At 64.2% G+C, this 17361-nt stretch carries 14 protein-coding genes; 8 read left to right on the plus strand and 6 right to left on the minus strand.

Annotated features, from left to right (window positions below):
- Window positions 1-73: 73 nt before the first annotated feature.
- Together J2W49_RS01965 and alaS are read left to right on the plus strand one after the other, a co-directional pair.
- A complete protein-coding gene (locus J2W49_RS01965) occupies window positions 74-1480 on the plus strand; it encodes an aminotransferase-like domain-containing protein (protein WP_310311063.1) in 1407 nt (468 codons plus the stop codon).
- Window positions 1481-1595: 115 nt separating this feature from the next.
- Window positions 1596-4229: an alanine--tRNA ligase gene (alaS, locus tag J2W49_RS01970; protein WP_310311066.1), complete on the plus strand. Its 2634-nt coding sequence runs from the start codon at window positions 1596-1598 to the stop codon at window positions 4227-4229.
- A 33-nt stretch (window positions 4230-4262) separates the two neighbouring features.
- On the opposite strand, the gene J2W49_RS01975 is transcribed toward alaS, so the two are convergent.
- Entirely contained in the window at window positions 4263-5132 is an 870-nt protein-coding gene (locus J2W49_RS01975) for a pseudouridine synthase (protein WP_310311068.1), read from the minus strand.
- An 83-nt stretch (window positions 5133-5215) separates the two neighbouring features.
- Window positions 5216-5974, minus strand: a complete 759-nt coding sequence (trmB, locus tag J2W49_RS01980; RefSeq protein ID WP_310311071.1) for a tRNA (guanosine(46)-N7)-methyltransferase TrmB — start codon at window positions 5972-5974, stop codon at window positions 5216-5218.
- A gap of 257 nt (window positions 5975-6231) precedes the next feature.
- Between trmB and J2W49_RS01985 the strand changes: the two genes are divergently transcribed.
- Window positions 6232-7389: an ABC transporter substrate-binding protein gene (locus J2W49_RS01985; RefSeq protein ID WP_310311073.1), complete on the plus strand. Its 1158-nt coding sequence runs from the start codon at window positions 6232-6234 to the stop codon at window positions 7387-7389.
- Window positions 7390-7411: 22 nt separating this feature from the next.
- Here J2W49_RS01985 and gluQRS read toward each other — a convergent pair whose 3' ends face one another.
- The 3 genes from gluQRS to J2W49_RS02000 form a co-directional block, all read right to left on the minus strand.
- The gene (gene gluQRS / locus J2W49_RS01990) at window positions 7412-8320 is read right to left on the minus strand and encodes a tRNA glutamyl-Q(34) synthetase GluQRS (RefSeq protein WP_310311074.1); all 909 of its coding nucleotides are present in this window, start codon (window positions 8318-8320) and stop codon (window positions 7412-7414) included.
- 121 nt (window positions 8321-8441) lie between these two features.
- Window positions 8442-9470: an NAD(P)/FAD-dependent oxidoreductase gene (locus J2W49_RS01995; RefSeq protein ID WP_405000980.1), complete on the minus strand. Its 1029-nt coding sequence runs from the start codon at window positions 9468-9470 to the stop codon at window positions 8442-8444.
- A 156-nt stretch (window positions 9471-9626) separates the two neighbouring features.
- Entirely contained in the window at window positions 9627-10574 is a 948-nt protein-coding gene (locus tag J2W49_RS02000; RefSeq protein ID WP_310311078.1) for a LysR family transcriptional regulator, read from the minus strand.
- Between the two features lie 155 nt (window positions 10575-10729).
- Between J2W49_RS02000 and J2W49_RS02005 the strand changes: the two genes are divergently transcribed.
- On the plus strand, window positions 10730-11431 hold the full coding sequence (locus tag J2W49_RS02005) for a pirin family protein (RefSeq protein ID WP_310311080.1): 702 nt from the start codon (window positions 10730-10732) through the stop codon (window positions 11429-11431).
- Window positions 11432-11467: 36 nt separating this feature from the next.
- On the plus strand, window positions 11468-11875 hold the full coding sequence (locus J2W49_RS02010; protein WP_310311083.1) for a DoxX family protein: 408 nt from the start codon (window positions 11468-11470) through the stop codon (window positions 11873-11875).
- Between the two features lie 119 nt (window positions 11876-11994).
- On the opposite strand, the gene J2W49_RS02015 is transcribed toward J2W49_RS02010, so the two are convergent.
- Complete coding sequence (locus tag J2W49_RS02015) at window positions 11995-12285, minus strand: hypothetical protein (protein ID WP_310311085.1); 291 nt, start codon at window positions 12283-12285, stop codon at window positions 11995-11997.
- Window positions 12286-12295: 10 nt separating this feature from the next.
- Between J2W49_RS02015 and J2W49_RS02020 the strand changes: the two genes are divergently transcribed.
- The 3 genes from J2W49_RS02020 (at window position 12296) to dnaE (ending at window position 17280) form a co-directional block, all read left to right on the plus strand.
- A complete protein-coding gene (locus tag J2W49_RS02020; RefSeq protein ID WP_310311087.1) occupies window positions 12296-12850 on the plus strand; it encodes a flavodoxin family protein in 555 nt (184 codons plus the stop codon).
- 109 nt (window positions 12851-12959) lie between these two features.
- Complete coding sequence (locus J2W49_RS02025) at window positions 12960-13673, plus strand: DUF599 domain-containing protein (protein ID WP_310311090.1); 714 nt, start codon at window positions 12960-12962, stop codon at window positions 13671-13673.
- 37 nt (window positions 13674-13710) lie between these two features.
- Window positions 13711-17280 (plus strand): DNA polymerase III subunit alpha, encoded by a 3570-nt coding sequence (gene dnaE / locus J2W49_RS02030; RefSeq protein ID WP_310311094.1) that lies wholly within the window; start codon window positions 13711-13713, stop codon window positions 17278-17280.
- Window positions 17281-17361: the final 81 nt, after the last annotated feature.

A 17361-nucleotide genomic window follows, 5' to 3' on the forward strand; every position in this document is an offset into this window, starting at 1 on the left:
TACAGACAGTGCCTGCACAGCGATGCACTGTGCAGCCCCACAGACCTGTACAGAATTACCCTGATAGCCGCCGATGTTTACCCTGAACCCCAAAAGCACCAGCCCGCTCGTGGTGCAGATCGTCGAGGGGTTTCGCGACCTGATCCAGAGCGGCAACCTGCGCCCTGGCTCCAAGGCGCCCTCCATCCGCCAGTTCGCCCATGCCCACGGCGTGAGCGTGTACACCGTGGTCGATGCCTACGACCGGCTGGTGGCGCTGGGCTATTTCACCTCGCGCCCGCACTCGGGCTTTTTCGTGCGCAAGCGCGAAGGTGTGGCGCCGCAGGCGCCCGGCACGCTGCCCGCTGAGACCGCGAACTACAACTTCGACTCCATGTGGTACCTGCGCCGGGTGTTCGAGGCCCGCGCGCTGCGCATGAAGCCGGGTTGTGGCTGGTTGCCGGGCAGCTGGCTGTTTGAAGAAGGTTTGCGGCGCAGTCTGCGCACGCTGGCGTCTGAGAACGTGGATCTGGGGGGTTATGGTGAGCCCAAGGGCTTTGCGCCGCTGCGCCAGCTGGTGCGCGACCTGCTGGCCGAACAGGAGATTGCCGTCAGCGCCGATCAGGTGCTGCTCACCCAGGGTTCCAGCCAGGCCATGGATCTGGTGGCGCGCCGCCTGGTTCGCCCGGGCGATGCGGTGCTGGTGGACGATCCCGGCTATCCCAACCTGCTGTTTTCACTGCGTTTCCTGGGTGCCCGGCTGATCGGCGTGCCACGCACGCCCGCCGGCTACGACCTCGCTGCGCTCGAAGCCCTGGTGATCGATCACAAGCCCAAGGTGTTCTTCACCCAGCCGCGCCTGCAGAGCCCCACCGGCTCGGTCGCCAACCTCGCGCACCTGCACCGCGTGGTGCAGCTCGCCGAACAGCACCATTTCACCGTGGTGGAAAACGACATCTACGCCGACCTCGACCCCGAGCCCCGGCCGTCGCTTGCCAGCCTGGACCAGTTGCAGCGGGTGGTCTACATCAGCAGCTTTTCCAAGACCATCTCGCCCAACATCCGCGTCGGCTACCTGGCCGCGCCACCCGACTTGCTGGAAGATTTCGCCCAGCTCAAGATGATCTCGGGCCTGACCTCGTCAGAGTTCAACGAGCGACTGGCCTACGGCGCGTTGGTGGACGGCCGCTGGCGCAAACACCTGCGCAACCTGCGCGAGCGCCTGGCGCAAGCGCATCAGCGTGTGGCCCAGCAACTGGAGAACCTGGGGTTCGAGCTGTTCTGCGAGCCCAAGGCGGGCATGTTTCTCTGGACGCGCCATCCCGAGATCCAGAATGCGACGGAGCTGGCCTACAAAGCGGCGGAACAGGACATCCTGATCGGGCCCGGCCATCTGTTTGCGCCCGACCTTCAGCCCAGCCCCTGGTTCCGTTTCAACGTGGCTTTCACCGAAGAACCGCAGGTGCTGGCGTTCCTGAAAAACCATCGGCAGACCGCCTGAGGCCCGGAATTCCGGGCGCGTTCCGACGTACCTTCGCCAGTTTGCGAAAATACCCGGTTCGGCGCTTCCCTTGCGCCAGACCGTTCCAGATCGACAGAACTTCTACAAGGCCCACATGACCCGCCCCGTCACCGCAGTTGCTTCCGTTGCCGACATTCGCAAGTCCTTCCTGGACTTCTTCGCCTCCAAGGGTCACACGGTGGTGGCGTCCAGCCCCCTGGTGCCGGGCAACGACCCCACGCTCATGTTCACCAACTCGGGCATGGTGCAGTTCAAGGACGTGTTTCTGGGCACCGACAAGCGCCCCTATGTGCGTGCCGCCTCGGTGCAGGCCTGCCTGCGCGCCGGGGGCAAACACAACGACCTGGAAAACGTGGGCTACACCGCGCGCCACCACACCTTCTTCGAGATGCTGGGCAACTGGAGCTTTGGTGACTACTTCAAGCGCGAGAGCCTGAAGTGGGCCTGGGAACTGTTGACCGAGGTCTACAAGCTGCCAGCCGAGCGCCTGCTGGCCACGGTGTATGAAGAAGACGACGAGGCCTACGACATCTGGACCAAGGAAATCGGTCTGCCGCCAGAACGCGTGATCCGCATCGGCGACAACAAGGGCGGTCGCTACAAGAGCGACAACTTCTGGATGATGGCCGACACCGGCCCCTGCGGCCCCTGCAGCGAGATCTTCTACGACCACGGCCCGCACATTCCTGGCGGCCCCCCGGGCAGCCCCGAAGAAGACGGCGACCGTTTCATCGAGATCTGGAACAACGTGTTCATGCAGTTCAACATGGCCGAAGACGGCTCGGTCACGCCACTGCCAGCGCCCTGTGTGGACACCGGCATGGGCCTGGAACGGCTGGCCGCCATCCTGCAGCACGTGCACAGCAACTACGAGATCGACATCTTCGACGCGCTGATCAAGGCCGCCGCCCGCGAGACCGGGACCAAAGAGCTGACAAACCCTTCGCTCAAGGTCATTGCCGACCACATCCGTGCCACCGCGTTCCTCATCAGCGACGGCGTGATTCCGTCGAACGAAGGCCGCGGCTACGTGCAGCGCCGCATCGTGCGCCGCGCCATCCGCCACGGGTACAAGCTCGGCCAGAAGACGCCGTTCTTCCACAAGCTGGTGCCCGATCTGGTGAAGCTGATGGGCGATGCCTATCCCCACATGGCCAGCCAGGCGCAGCGGATCACCGAGGTGCTCAGGGTGGAAGAAGAGCGTTTCTATGAAACGCTGGCCAACGGCATGGAGATTCTGGATGCGGCGCTGGCCGATGGCGCGAAGGTGCTGCCCGGTGACGTGGCCTTCAAGTTGCACGACACCTACGGTTTCCCTCTGGACCTCTCGGCCGATGTGTGTCGCGAGCGAGGCCTGACCGTGGACGAAGCCGGTTTTCACGCCGCCATGGAAGCCCAGAAGGCCAAAGGCCGTGCGGCTGGCAAGTTCAAGATGGACAAGGCATTGGAGTACACCGGAGCCGGCAATGCTTTCATCGGCTACGAGTCGCTGGAATCACCGGCCAAGGTGGTGGCGCTGTACCTGGACGGCATGGCGGTGGCCGAGCTCAAGGCCGGTCAACAGGGAGTCGTGGTGCTCGACACCACCCCGTTCTACGCCGAGAGTGGCGGCCAGGTGGGCGACGAAGGCGTCATCACCAGCGGCTCTGCCCGTTTCACGGTGGGCGACACGCAGAAGATCAAGGCCGACGTGTTTGGCCACCACGGCGCCATGGAGCAGGGCACGCTCGCCGTGGGTGACACGGTGACCGCCAGCGTGAACATGGACCTGCGCGCCGCCACCGTGCGCAACCACAGCGCCACCCACCTGATGCACAAGGCCTTGCGCGAAGTGCTGGGCGAACACGTGCAGCAGAAGGGTTCGCTGGTGAACGCCGAGCGCACCCGCTTCGACTTTGCGCACAACGCACCCTTGACCGATGCGCAGATCCGTGAAATCGAGGCGCGTGTCAACGCCGAGGTGCTGGCCAATGTGCCCACACAGGCCCAACTGATGGACATCGAAGCGGCGCAGAAAACCGGGGCGATGATGCTGTTTGGCGAGAAGTACGGCGAGATCGTGCGTGTGCTGACCATCGGCTCCACCCAGGAACTGTGTGGTGGTACGCACGTGCAACGCACGGGTGACATTGGTCTGTTCACCATCGTGGCCGAGGGCGGCGTGGCCGCTGGCGTGCGCCGCGTGGAGGCGGTGACGGGTTTGAATGCCCTGGCCTATATGCAGGAAATGGAAGCCACGCTGGGCGGCGTGGCCGGCACATTGCGCGTGGTGCCCAGCGAGGTGCCGGCGCGGGTAGGCGCGCTGCTGGAACAGCTGCGTGAAACAGAGAAAGAAATGACCGCACTCAAGGGGCGCCTGGCTTCGGCACAGGGCGATGAATTGGTGTCGCAAGCAGTCGATGTCAACGGTGTCAAGGTGCTCGCTGCCACGTTGCAGGGTGCCGATGCCAAGACCTTGCGCGACACCATGGACAAGCTCAAGGACAAGCTCAAGAGTGCCGTGATCGTGCTGGCAGCCGTTGATGGCAACAAGGTGCAGCTGGCGGCTGGCGTGACCGCCGACAGCGTGGGCAAGGTCAAGGCCGGAGAACTGGTCAACTTTGTGGCGCAGCAGGTGGGTGGCAAGGGCGGCGGCAAGCCGGACATGGCTATGGCCGGTGGCACCGACGCCTCGGGTCTGCCCAAGGCGCTGCAGTCCGTGCAGGGCTGGGTGAAAGAAAGGCTCTGACCCTCTGCTCCGCCCTCGCGCGGCGAGGGGCGATCAATCGGGCCAGCTCAGGGCTTGCTGGCTTTCGAAGTGCCGCAGCGCACCGGTGAGGGGGTCCGTGAAGCGAATCGCCTTTGCCTGCAGGCGCAGCGGGTGGGCGAAGTCTTCAGCTTCGTCCGGCCCACGCAGAACACGTGGGTAGAACTGGTCGCCCGCAATGGGCAGCCCCAGCGCGTTCATGTGCACGCGCAACTGGTGGCGCTTGCCGGTGACCGGCTTCAAGGCGTAGCGCGCCCATTCACCGCGCCGTTCCAGCAGATCAATGTGGGTTTCGCTGTTGGGCTCACCAGTGGCTTCGGTCATGCGGAAAAACGCATCAGCCTCTTCGACGATGCGGCTGCGTCGCTCCAGGGGCCAGTCAAGGCGTTCGTCGAATGGTGCGATCGCCTCGTAGGTCTTGGCGACGGCCCGATCGCGGAACAGCCCCTGGTAGGCCGCCCTGTCCTGTGGGCGCAGGCTGAACACCACCAGGCCGGCAGTTTCGCGGTCGATGCGGTGGATGGGGCTCAGCGTGTCGATACCCAGTCGGTTCTTCAGGCGCACCAGCAGGCTTTGCTGCACGTAGCGCCCCGTGGGCGTGACGGGCAGGAAGTGGGGCTTGTCGGCCACCAGCAGGTGATCGTCCTGGAAGACCACGGCCTCCTGGAAAGGCACGTCCGGCTCGTCTGCCAGGTGGCGGTAGTAGTAGACCCTGGCGCCCGGAAGAAAGGGTGCGTCAGGCAGCAGGGCCTGGGCCGATTCATCGAGCACCTCACCTCTGTCCATGCGCTGGTGCCAGCTGTCTCGCCCGACGGCTGAGAGGCGGTCGGCCAAATAGTCCAGCACCGTGCTCCATGAGGCTGTCTTGTCGGGTGGCAGAGCCACGCAACTCGGCGACACGCCATTGCGCGTCGGGATGAGGGAACTCCGGCTGGGGCGGGCCACTGTCGGGGGCGCGTGGCCCTGGTTCAGTTGCGCCGGAACACCAGGTCCCACACACCATGGCCCAGCTTCAAGCCCCGGTTCTCGAACTTGGTGAGTGGGCGGTAGTCCGGTTTGGGCACATAGCCGTCGCTGCCAGGAGGCGCCGTGTTGACCAGCAGGGGTTCGGCGCTCAGCACCGTCAACATTTGCTCGGCATAGGGATGCCAGTCGGTGGCCAGGTGCAGGTAGCCACCGGGTTTGAGGTGGCGCGCCAGCCGGTTGACGAAGGGCGACTGAATCAGGCGGCGCTTGTGATGGCGGCTCTTGTGCCAGGGGTCGGGGAAGAAGATGTGCACGCCGTCCAGGCTGTTTTCGCCCAGCATGTGGTCCAGCACTTCCACCGCATCGTGGCGCACGATGCGGATGTTCTCCAGCCCTTCATCACCCGCCAGTTTGAGCAGAGCGCCGACGCCGGGCTCGTGCACCTCGCAGCACAGGAAGTTGTCTTGCGGACGGACGCGGGCGATGTGTGCCGTGGCACCGCCCATGCCGAAGCCGATTTCCATGACCAGCGGCGCCTGCCTGCCAAAGGCCGCATCGACGTCCAGTGGCTGCGGCGTGTAGGGCAGCAAAAAGTGGGCGCTGTAGAGCTCGTAGGCTCGCGCCTGTGCCACGGTGGTTCGCCCGGCTCTCAGCACATAGCTCTTGACGACGCGCATGTAGGTACCCGGCGGGGGGCCAGGCTTTTTGGCTGGGTCGGCGGCGGCCGTGGGCTCGGCGTTGTGAGTGGTGTCTTCGGTCATGGGCGTTCACGGATGCGGTGGGAGATTTTAGGTGGCCTTGCTTCTGTAGCTCCTGTGCTTATCTGATCTGAAGCAACGAGACAAGGCGTGCTGCAGTTCACGGAGCGCGCCTGCTGCGCCCGGTAAGCCCCGATGGGCGGTCGAATTAGACGACCCAATGCCCTTGGCGTCAGATAGGATCAAAAAAAGAATACCTTCAACAAGAACAAAGCGGCGTGAAACACACGCCGCTTTCAATTTGGGAGCTTACCTGCACCATGGCTGATTTTTCCCCTCGTTCCTCCGGCATCACCCGACGCAACTTCACCCGCCTGGCCGCCAGCGCCGCTGTGCTGGGTGCACCGGTGCTGCATGCCCAGACCAACAACCGCATCGTGCTGGGTCAGTCCGCCGCGTTCACTGGCGCAGCAGCCCAGCTGGGTATCCAGTTCCATGCAGGCGCCAAGCTGTTCTTCGACCAGCTCAATGCCCAGGGTGGCGTGAACCAGTCGCGCATCGAGATCATGCAGCTGGACGACGGCTATGAGCCCGATCGCTGCGCCGCAAACACCACCAAACTCATCAACGAAGACGTGTTTGCCCTGTTCGGCTACATCGGCACACCCACCAGCGTGGTCGCTCTGCCGCTGGCCACCACCGCACAGGTGCCATTCGTCGCGCCGTTCACGGGTGCCATGGGTCTGCGCCAGCCATTCAACCGCATGGCGTTCCACTTGCGCGCTTCGTACAACGACGAAACCGCCCTGATCGTGCGCAACCTCACCAACCTGGGCATCAACCGCGTGGCGGTGTTCTATCAGAACGACGCCTATGGCCGGGCCGGGCTGGACGGCGTGACGCTGGCCCTGACCGAGCGGCGCCTGGAGCCGGTGGCTGTGGCCACGGTCGAGCGCAACACGGTGGAAGTGGCGCAAGCGGTGGCCACCCTCAATGCCGCCAAGCCCCAGGCGGTGGTTCAGATCAGTGCCTACAAGTCGTGCGCTGCCTACATTCGCGCGGCCCGCGCCGCAGGCTACGGGGGGTCGTTCTACAACGTGTCCTTCGTCGGTACCCAGGCCCTGGCCGACGAGCTCGGCAAAGACGGAGCGGGTGTGGTGGTCTCGCAGGTGACGCCCACGCCGTACCGCACCACCCAGCCCATCACCCGCGAGTTCCTTGAGGCGGTGGCCAAGGGGGGCAACAAGGTGCAGCCCAACTTCTCCAGCATGGAAGGCTTCCTGGCGGCACGGTTGTTCACCGAAGGCCTGCGTCGCGCGGGTGCGCGGCCCACCCGGCAGAGCTTCATCTCCGGCATGGAGGCCATTGGCGATCAGTCGTTCGGGGGCTTCTCGGTGTCGCTGAGTCCCACCGACCACGTGGCATCCAGCTTCGTGGAGCTTTCCATGCTCTCCGGGGACGGAAAGGTCCGCACCTGAGCGTCTGGGGTCGGCGTGGGGGTCAGCCCCAGCGCTCCCGCCACGCCTGGACCCATCGATAAAGCAATTCGGGCACCTGCGCCTTCGCTTGAGGCAAACCCAGGCAAAGGGCCGCCTGATTGAGTGCTGTTGCAGGATCTGACAGGTTCAGTGCCGCGGCGCCGGTCTGTTTGCTCAGCTTCTCGCCTTTTGCGTCACGGACCAGCGGGGTGTGCAAATAGCTCGGGGTTGGCAAAGACAGGGCCTGTTGCAGCAGGATCTGACGCGCCGTGTTGTCGGCCAGGTCCTCGCCTCGCACCACAGCGTTGATGCCTTGTTCGGCGTCGTCCACCACCACCGCCAGCTGGTAGGCCCAGAGGCCGTCTGCACGCAGCAGCACAAAATCGCCCACGTCACGGTCCACGTCCTGCGCCTGTCGCCCCAGGCGCCGGTCGGTCCATTCCACCCGAGAAGCACCTGCGTCGCACAAAAAACGCCAGGCCCTCGGAGGCCGTCCGTGCAAGCCGCCCCGCTCAGGCCGGCAGGTGCCGGGGTAGATCGCCGCCTGGTGGCGTTCGCGTGGCTGCCCCATCGCCCGCAGGGCGAGTTCGATGTCCTTGCGTGAGCAGGCACAGGGGTAGGCGCGGTTGCCATCAATGAGTTGCTGGAGTGCCGCCTGGTAGAGGGCGCTGCGCTTCGATTGCCAGACCACGGGTTCATCACTGACCAGACCGCAGGCGGCCAACTGCTGCAGCAGAAAGGTGTCTGCACCCGGCACACACCGGGGCATGTCCACATCTTCCATGCGCACCAGCCACTGGCCGCCGTGCGCACGGGCGTCCAGCCAGCTCGCGAGGGCCGCCACGAGCGAGCCGGCATGCAACGGGCCGGTGGGGGAGGGGGCGAAGCGGCCCCGGTAGGCTTGGGTGGTGAGGGCGGTTCTGGCACTCACTGGACTACTCTCCGTGCTTCGGGGTGAGCGCCTTCGGGACGGCCCGGCGGCGTTTCATGGGGGCTGATCGACCGCTGACCGGCTGTGTGCGAACCCCGCCGGCCTCTTTTGGCAGCCTGGCTCAGGCCATCGCCAGTGCCAGTTCCAGCCCGGAGACAAAGGCGTCTTCCACCCGGTGCCCCAGGCACCAGTCGCCGCAAAGGCCCAGCCCCAAGTTTGCGTCCATCAGGTATGGCTTGCCCAGGGGTATCTGGGTCTGGGCGAAGCGCCAGCGGTGGACCACCGCGTGGCTGGGTGTGGCGCGAATGCCGGTGATCTCTGCGAAACCCTTGAGCATCTTTGCCTTGACCCGCTCGCCGTCGTCTTCCAGGTGTTTGGCTGACCAGGCCGGACTGGCCTGGATGGTCCATCGTTCGACGGGTTCGCGCCCGGGCTTGCTCGATTCGCGGGCCAGCCAACTGATGCGGTGGTGCGTGCTGCGCGCGGCGTTCCACTGTGGTCCCAGGTGGGGCAGGCCGGGCTGCATGGCCTGGGGGTAAGCAACCATCAGCGTCCAGCAGGGCGCCACGTGCACGCTTGCCAGCGCCTTGCGCAACTCTGGCGCCAGGCCCGATGAGCGCAAGAGGTCGTGCGCCTGGGGGTGTGGGATGGCAAGCACCACGCGGTCAAAGCCACCCAGCACGCGCAGGCCGCCAGCATTGTCTTCTGTGCGGACCTGCCATTGCTGTGGGTGAAGGGCATCGCGTTCAATCTGCGTGGCCCGCGTTTCAAGCAAGGCGGAGGCACTCAAGTGACCATGCTGGTCGGGCCTGAGCAGGGGTTCCGCCCACATGGCCACCAGGGCGCTCATGCCGGGCGAAGCCACAAAATGCGGTTCGGTGGGGGGTGGAGCGCTGGCCAGCACATGGCCGAATTCGTCAAGTACACGCACGGTGCTCGCGCTCCACGGTCGCACCACCTGGGTGGCGTTGCTGCGCAAGGCCTTCTCGAAACGCGGGTCGCGCACGGTGAAGTACTGCGCGCCATGGTCAAACCCGCCGAATTCGGTCCGCCGGGTCGCCATGCGCCCGCCAAACCCCCTGCTTTTTTCCAGCAGCGTGACCCGATGACCCGCTTGCACCAGCGTGCGGGCGCAAGCCACACCGGCCATGCCCGCGCCAACGACAACGATGTTCAGCGGCAAGGCCGCAGCCGGAGGTTTGGACTTGCGGGTCGAGGCGGTGTTTTTCATGTTCGGTTCTGCGGTGGAGGGCAAGGAGTGAAACCGACTGTAGCAGCCTGCTCATCCATACAAACCCCGATGGCGTCAAATCTGATGGTGGTTGTTGAGCAGCGCGGCCCGCGTGGTGGGGTGTTGCAGCCGGTCAAGCCACCAGCGTAGCGCCCGCCCTGTGTCACCCGCGCTGCGTGGCTGTCGCCAGGCATAGGCGAGCCGGATGGAGCTGGTGGGTCGTTCCACTTTCTTGACAATGAGCCGGCCCGCATGAATGAAGGGCTGGGCCATGGCCAGCGGCAAGAAGCCTGCGCCCAGTCCGCGCAACTGGGCCTCGAGCTTGTGCTGCATCGTGGGCACGGTGAGCACGTCCTGCCCGGGCACCAGGTTGTGGGTGACACCGTTGCCCCGTTTCGTGCTGTCGGCCACGGCAACGGCCCGGTACTGGGCGCGCTCTTCGTCGCACAGGCTGTGGTTGACAGAGGCCAGCGGGTGGTGGGGCGCCACTGCGAAGACGAACGTCATCGAACCCAGAGGGGCGGACTGGATTTCGGGCAGTGAGAGTTCGTGGGTGACGCCCAGGGCGATGTCCGCCTGGCCGCTTTGAAGCGCTTCGATCGTGCCGGACAGCGTCTCCGCGCGGATCTTCACGCGGGTTGGCGCGTTCTCTGCATAGAAAGCCTCGCAAAGCTCGAACAGCGTGGTGCGCGAGATCACGGCGTCGGCCGCGAGCGTCAGCTCCGGCTCCCAGCCTGTGGCCACGCGCTTGACCCGCTGCGCCACGGCATCGAGTTCGTCGAGCAGGTACTGGCCCGAGCGCAGCAACTCTGCACCGGCGGGCGTGAGTACCGCGCGGCGGGCGCTGCGGTCAAACAGCAGCACATCCAGTGCATCTTCGATCTGGCGCACGCGGTAGGTGAGGGCGCTGGGCACCATGCCCAGTTCGCGAGAGGCGGCGGCCATGCTGCCCAGGCGGGCCACGGCTTCAAGCAGACCGAGGTTTTCCGGGGAGAGGGCGGCGCGGGGTGAGGCAGAAGCCATGTCTGGGGCCTTCGATGATTCAATTCATTTGAATGATGCCATCAAACCCGTGCAGTCCGGTAGATGGGCCTGAGGTTCAGAATTGTCCCCACGTCACGCCGAATCGATGGATGCGGCAACCCACTCCTAACTCCTAAACAGGAAAGGAACACGCCATGATGAAGATTCGCCGCTCTGAAGCCCGTGGATATGCCGACCACGGCTGGCTCAAGAGCTTTCATTCGTTTTCGTTTGCGGAGTACTTTGACCCCGCCTGGATGGGCTGGGGCAATCTGCGAGTGATCAATGAAGACCGCATTGCGCCCGGCACCGGTTTTGGGACCCATGGTCACCGCGACATGGAAATCATCAGCTATGTGCTGCAGGGCAACCTGGCGCACAAGGACAGCATGGGCAACGTCAAGGGCATTCCGCCCGGTGACGTGCAGCGCATGAGCGCTGGCAGCGGCGTGCGACACAGCGAATTCAATCACGCACCCGATCAGACCACGCACTTCCTGCAGATCTGGATTGAACCGAACGTGACCGGCATTGAACCGGGCTACGAGCAGAAGAGCTTCGGCCCGGATCAGAAGCGCGGCAAACTGCGTCTGGTCGCGTCCAACGGAGGCGCTGAAGGGTCGGTGCACATCAACGCCGATGCGTCGATGTACGCGGGCCTGTTTGATGGCACCGAAGAAGCCCGCATCGAACTGAACCCGGCACGCAAGGCCTATGTGCACCTGGTGCGCGGGGAGATTGAAGTCAATGGTGAGACGCTGAAGGGCGGTGATGCCGCCGTGCTGGCCGAAGAAGGGCAGCTCCATCTGGCGAATGCCAAGGACGCAGAAGTGCTGGTTTTTGACCTCGTTGCCTGATCCCTTACAACCCTTTTCATACCCAAGGAAATTCTCATGAACACGTTGCAAAACCCCCTGGCCCTTGTGTCCCGTCTGTTGCTGGCCGCAGTGTTCCTGCCCGCCGGCATCAGCAAGATCGGTGGCTTCGAAGGCACCGCCGGCTACATCGCGTCTGTCGGTCTGCCCATGCCGGCGTTGGGCGCGGCAGTGGCCATTGCGGTGGAGGTGCTGGGTGGCGTGGCCCTGATTCTGGGCCTGGGCACCCGGTGGGCAGCGCTGGCACTGGCCGCATTCACCTTGGTGGCCTCGTTCTTTTTCCACAACTTCTGGGCCATGCCCGCCGAGCAGCAGATGATGCAGCAGCTCATGTTCATGAAGAACATCGGTCTGGTGGGAGGCCTGCTCGCGCTGGTTGCGTTCGGTGCAGGCGCGTTCAGTCTGGACGCTCGCCGCAAGGGCTGATCCCCATTGATGGGCAAGAGTGGTGCAGGGGCTTCGTTCGAAAGAGGACTTTGCCCTTGTGCCGGCAGGCACATGGAAGGGCGCCAGACAGGCCGCGACCGCGCTCCAGCCTTGTGTTGTCATCCGCACAGAGGGGCGATGAGGGTCAGGGTATGGTGGTGCTGGAAATCGGGGCTTGTGGCGCGCACGCCGTTTTTTTCGGTCAGCCGCTGCGGGAACCTGTGGTGCTCTCCGGCCATTCGTCGGAAGTCAGGAGAAGACACCGCAGCCCATGCCTGGATTTTCAGAGCGGCGCCCCATGGGCGAGCAGAGCGCTTGGTTGCGCGCTGAATTTCATTGAATCTCGCTGAAGAATTTTCTTCCACCTGCAAATCTGCGCGCCCGGCCGATGCCATGGGTGCCAACTTCAAGGGGTTTTGAATGGCAAAAGTTGTCGTGGTTTACCACTCCGGGTACGGTCACACCCAGCGCATGGCGCAGTCGGTGGCACAGGGTGCCGATGCCGAACTCATCGCCATTGATGCCGATGGCAACCTGCCTGATGGCGGCTGGGATGCGCTGGACGCGGCCGACGCCATCATCATGGGCTCGCCCACCTACATGGGTTCCGTGAGCTGGCAGTTCAAGAAATTCGCTGATGCCTCCAGCAAGCCCTGGTTCGCTCAGAAGTGGAAGGACAAGATTGCGGCCGGCTTCACCAACAGCGCCGGCATGAACGGCGACAAGTTCAACACCCTCACCACTTTGTTCACCCTGGCGATGCAGCACGGCATGATTTGGGTGAGCCAGGGCCTGATGCCCAGCAACACCAAGGGCGCCCAGCGCAACGATGTGAATTACCTCGTCAGCTACAGCGGCGCCATCGCCCAGAGCCCGTCCGATGCCGGTGCCGGTGACATGCTGCCCGGTGATCTCGAAACCGCCCGTCTGTTCGGTGAGCGCGTGGCCGCTGTGGCGGCAAAATTCAAGGACTGATCCTTGGGTCAGCCCCCTCGGGGGGGGCAGCGACCCGCGCAGCGGCGGAGCGTGGGGGCAACCCAGCCCTGCGGCGGAGTGTGGGGGTATAGCCTTACCATCGGGGCCTATGAAGTTCCTGAGTCTCATTCCCTTGCCCGACTGGCTGGCGCTGGTCTGCTTTTTTGCCCTGTGGATCGGCTACGCCTGGTTCGCAAAGGTGTGGGGCCGCAAGCGAGGTTCGCTGATACAGACCACCAACCGGTACCGGGGCTACTGGATGCTGCAGGCCACCGCGCGCGATCCGCGCATGCTGGATGGCCTCATCACGCAAGCACTTTCCAACACCCCGACCTTCTTTTCCTCCACGTCCATTCTGGTGATCGGTGGTCTGTTTGCCTTGCTGGGCACCACCGACAAGGCCACCGAACTGATGAGCGAGATCCCGTTCGCACAGACGACGACACTCGTGGTGTTCGAGTTCAAGATCCTGGTGCTGGTCTCGATCTTCGTTTATGCCTTTTTTCGCTTCTCCTGGTGCATGAGGCAATACACCTTTGTGGCCCTGGTGATCGGCTCCATGCCGTCGCCCAAGGAATTTGAATCCGGCAAGTTCGACCGGCACCGCTACGCCGAGCGCGCCTCGGCCATGGTAGGTGCCGCAGCCGAAACATTCAACGATGGTCTGCGGGCCTACTACTTCTCTTTTGCGGCGCTGGCGTGGTTCATTTCACCTGTGGCCATGGTGGTCGCCACACTGGCGGTGGTTGCCATTCTTTACAGCAGGGAGTTCCGTTCGGAAGTGCTCGGCATCTTGAAAGACGACGTAAATCCGCCTGACTGAGGCCGCTGTGGAGTGGAGTGGCTCCTAAAATGGCCGGATGTTCATACACCTGCGCCTGCACACCGAATTCTCCGTCGTTGACGGCACCAACCGCATCGACGACACGGTGGCCGCCGCCGCTGCCGATGGCCAGCCCGCCCTGGCCATCACCGATCTGAGCAACCTGTTCGGCGCGGTCAAGTTCTACAAGGCCGCCCGGTCGGCTGGCGTGAAGCCGCTGCTGGGCGCAGAGGTGATGTTGCAGGGGTTCAGCGATGAAACCCCGGGCGCCATGCCTGGCAGCCACCAGCCCGCAGCACCGCGTGTTGTGCTGCTGGTGCAAGACAACCAGGGCTACCTGAATCTTTGCGAACTGTTGGCCCGTGCCTGGACGCGCAGCGGTGCGCGTGGGGTGGCGCTGGTGCAGCGCGAATGGCTGGAGGAGCTGAATGCGGGTTTGCTGCTGCTCTCAGGGGCGCAGGCCGGGCCTGTGGGCCAGGCGCTGATCCAGGGCGACGCCCAGCGTGCCGCCGATCTGGCGCTCCAGCTTGCCGGCCTGTTCCCGCACCGCTTCTATCTGGAACTGCAGCGCGCTGGCCGCACCGACGACGAGCGCCACGTGATCGCTGCCGTGCAGCTGGCGGCGCGTCTGCACCTGCCGGTGGTGGCCACGCACCCGGTGCAGTTCCTCGAGCCCGACGACTACGAATCGCACGAGGCACGGGTCTGTATCGCAGACGGCGAAATCCTGGGCAACAGCCGGCGCGTGCGGCGCTTCACCCGCGAGCAGTATTTCAAGAGCGCGCAGCAGATGCAGGCGCTGTTTGCTGATGTGCCCTCTGCTGTGGCCAACACACTGGAGATCGCCAAGCGCTGCAACCTCACGCTGGTGCTGGGCAAGCCGCAGTTGCCCGACTTTCCCACTCCACTGGTCGACGGCGTTCCCATGCCGATGGCCGACTTCTTCCGGCAATCGTCGTTTGAGGGTCTGGAAGAACGGCTGGCCCATCTGTACCCCGACGCGGCCAGGCGCGACGCCGAGCGCCCGCGCTATGTGGAACGTCTGGAGTTCGAGATCAACACGATCCTGAACATGGGATTCCCGGGCTACTTTTTGATCGTGGGCGACTTCATCAACTGGGCCAAGAACAACGGTTGCCCCGTGGGTCCCGGCCGAGGATCTGGCGCCGGTTCGCTGGTGGCCTATGCGCTCAAGATCACCGACCTCGACCCGCTGCAATACAACCTGCTGTTCGAACGGTTCCTGAACCCGGAGCGGGTGTCCATGCCCGACTTCGACATCGATTTCTGCCAGACCAACCGCGACCGCGTGATCGACTATGTGAAGGACAAGTACGGCAAGGACGCGGTGAGCCAGATCGCCACTTTCGGCACCATGGCCGCGCGCGCCGCCATCCGTGACGTGGGCCGGGTGCTCGACTTTTCCTACGGCTTCTGCGACGGCATCTCCAAGCTGATCCCGAACAAGCCGGGCATGTCGGTCACGTTGCAGTACCCGCCCGTGCCCAAGAAGGAGGGCGACAAGAACAACTACGCCATCGAAATGGAGCCGGTGCTGGCCGAGCGCATCCAGAAGGAAGACGACGTCAAGACCCTGATCGAGCTGGCGCAGAAGCTCGAGGGCATGACGCGAAACATCGGCATGCACGCCGGTGGCGTGCTGATCGCGCCGGGCAAGCTCACCGACTTCTGTCCGCTCTACATGCAGCCCGGCAGCGACTCGGCCGTGAGTCAGTACGACAAGGACGACGTGGAGGCCGTGGGCCTGGTGAAGTTCGACTTTCTGGGTCTGGCCACGCTCACCATTCTGGAGATCGCGCGCGAGTTCATCGTCAAACGCCACCAGGGCAAAGAGAACTTCCGTTTTGAGGACGTACCGCTGGACGACCAGCGCGTGTACGCGCTGTTCTCACGTGGGCAGACGGAGGCTGTGTTCCAGTTTGAAAGCCGCGGCATGCAGGGCATGCTCAAGGACGCCAAGCCCACGCGTCTGGAAGACCTGATCGCGCTCAACGCGCTGTACCGTCCAGGGCCCATGGACCTGATCCCCAGTTTCGTGGCGCGCAAACATGGGCGCGAGCCGGTGGAATACCCGCACCCGGCAGTGGCCGAGATGCTCAGCGAGACCTACGGCATCATGGTCTACCAGGAGCAGGTGATGCAGACCGCGCAGATCCTGGGCGGCTATTCGCTCGGCGGCGCCGATTTGCTGCGCCGCGCCATGGGCAAGAAGAAGGCCGAGGAAATGGCCGAGCACCGCGAAAAATTCCGTGCCGGTGCGCTGGCCACGCATGGCATCACCCAGGAAAAAGCCGACGAAGTCTTCGACTTGATGGAGAAGTTCGCGGGCTACGGCTTCAACAAGTCGCATGCGGCTGCCTACTCGCTGCTGGCGTACCACACAGGATGGCTCAAGGTGCACTACACCGCCGAGTTCTTCTGCGCCAACATGACCGTGGAAATGGACGACACCGACAAGCTCAAGGTGTTGTTCGAAGACGCGCAGAAGATGGGCATCAGCTTCGAGGCGCCCGACGTGAACCGCGGGTTCCACCGCTTCGAGCCCATCACCGACAAGTCCATCCGCTACGGCCTGGGCGCCATCAAGGGCACAGGCCAGCAGGCCATCGAGGCCATCGTGGCCGCGCGTGAAGGCCGGGGCGAAGGCCCGGCCGGTCAAGAGAGCGGTCCGTTCAAGAGCTTGTTCGACTTTTGCCGCCGCGTGGACCGCACAAGGCTGAACAAGCGCACCGTGGAGGCGCTCATCAAGGCGGGCGCCTTTGATTCGTTGCACCTGAACCGCGCCGAGGTGCTGGCATCGGTGGAGCGGGCCTTCGACTTCGCGGCGGCCCAACAGGCGAATGCCAATCAAGGTGGCCTGTTCGATCTGATGGGCGGTGACGACCACGGCTCCAGCACCCAGGAACCCGACCTGGTGTCCACGGTGCCCTGGGGCGTGAAGGAGCGGCTCACGCTGGAAAAAACCGCGATCGGTTTCTACTTCTCCGGCCATCTGTTCGACGAGGTGCAGCGCGAGGTGAGGCGCTTTGCGCGAACCGAGCTCGCCGATGTGAAAGAAAGCCGTGACCCGGTGATCCTGGCCGGCATCGTCACCGACTTCCGCATCATTAACGGTCAGCGCGGCAAGCTGGCCCTGTTCAAGCTGGACGACAAGACCGCCGTGCTCGAGGTCAGCGCCGACGAAAACCTCATCAACCTGCACCGCAATGTGCTCAAGGAGGACGAACTCATCGTGGTGCAGGCCGTGGCTCAGCCCGACCGATTCTCCGGTGGTCTGCGACTGAAGATCCAGCACATCTGGGATCTGGCGGCGGCCCGCTGCCGTTTTGGCAAATACCTGCGGGTGGCCGTGAACGGGCAGGCGCCTTCCATCGCCGAACTGGTGCGCGAGTTCCCGCCCAAGCGCGAAGTCACCGATCAGGGTGAGCTGGTGAGGGGCCTGCCTGTGCGCCTGGCCTTGCAGCGCCCGGGCGTGCAGTGCGAACTGCAACTGGACGATCGGGCCTTGTTCTTCCCCACGGATGCAGCACTCGCGAGCTGGATGGCGCAAGCGCACGGGCAGCAGGCCGAGATTGTGTTCGACTGACCGGTCCGATTGACTCAAGGCTTGATTGCAAGGCACCAAAAAGGTGCCTTAGTGCCGTGAAATAGCGCATGGATGGGTGTC

Origin of the sequence: Hydrogenophaga palleronii (assembly GCF_031457455.1) — a bacterium.
Lineage (GTDB): Bacteria > Pseudomonadota > Gammaproteobacteria > Burkholderiales > Burkholderiaceae_C > Hydrogenophaga > Hydrogenophaga palleronii_A.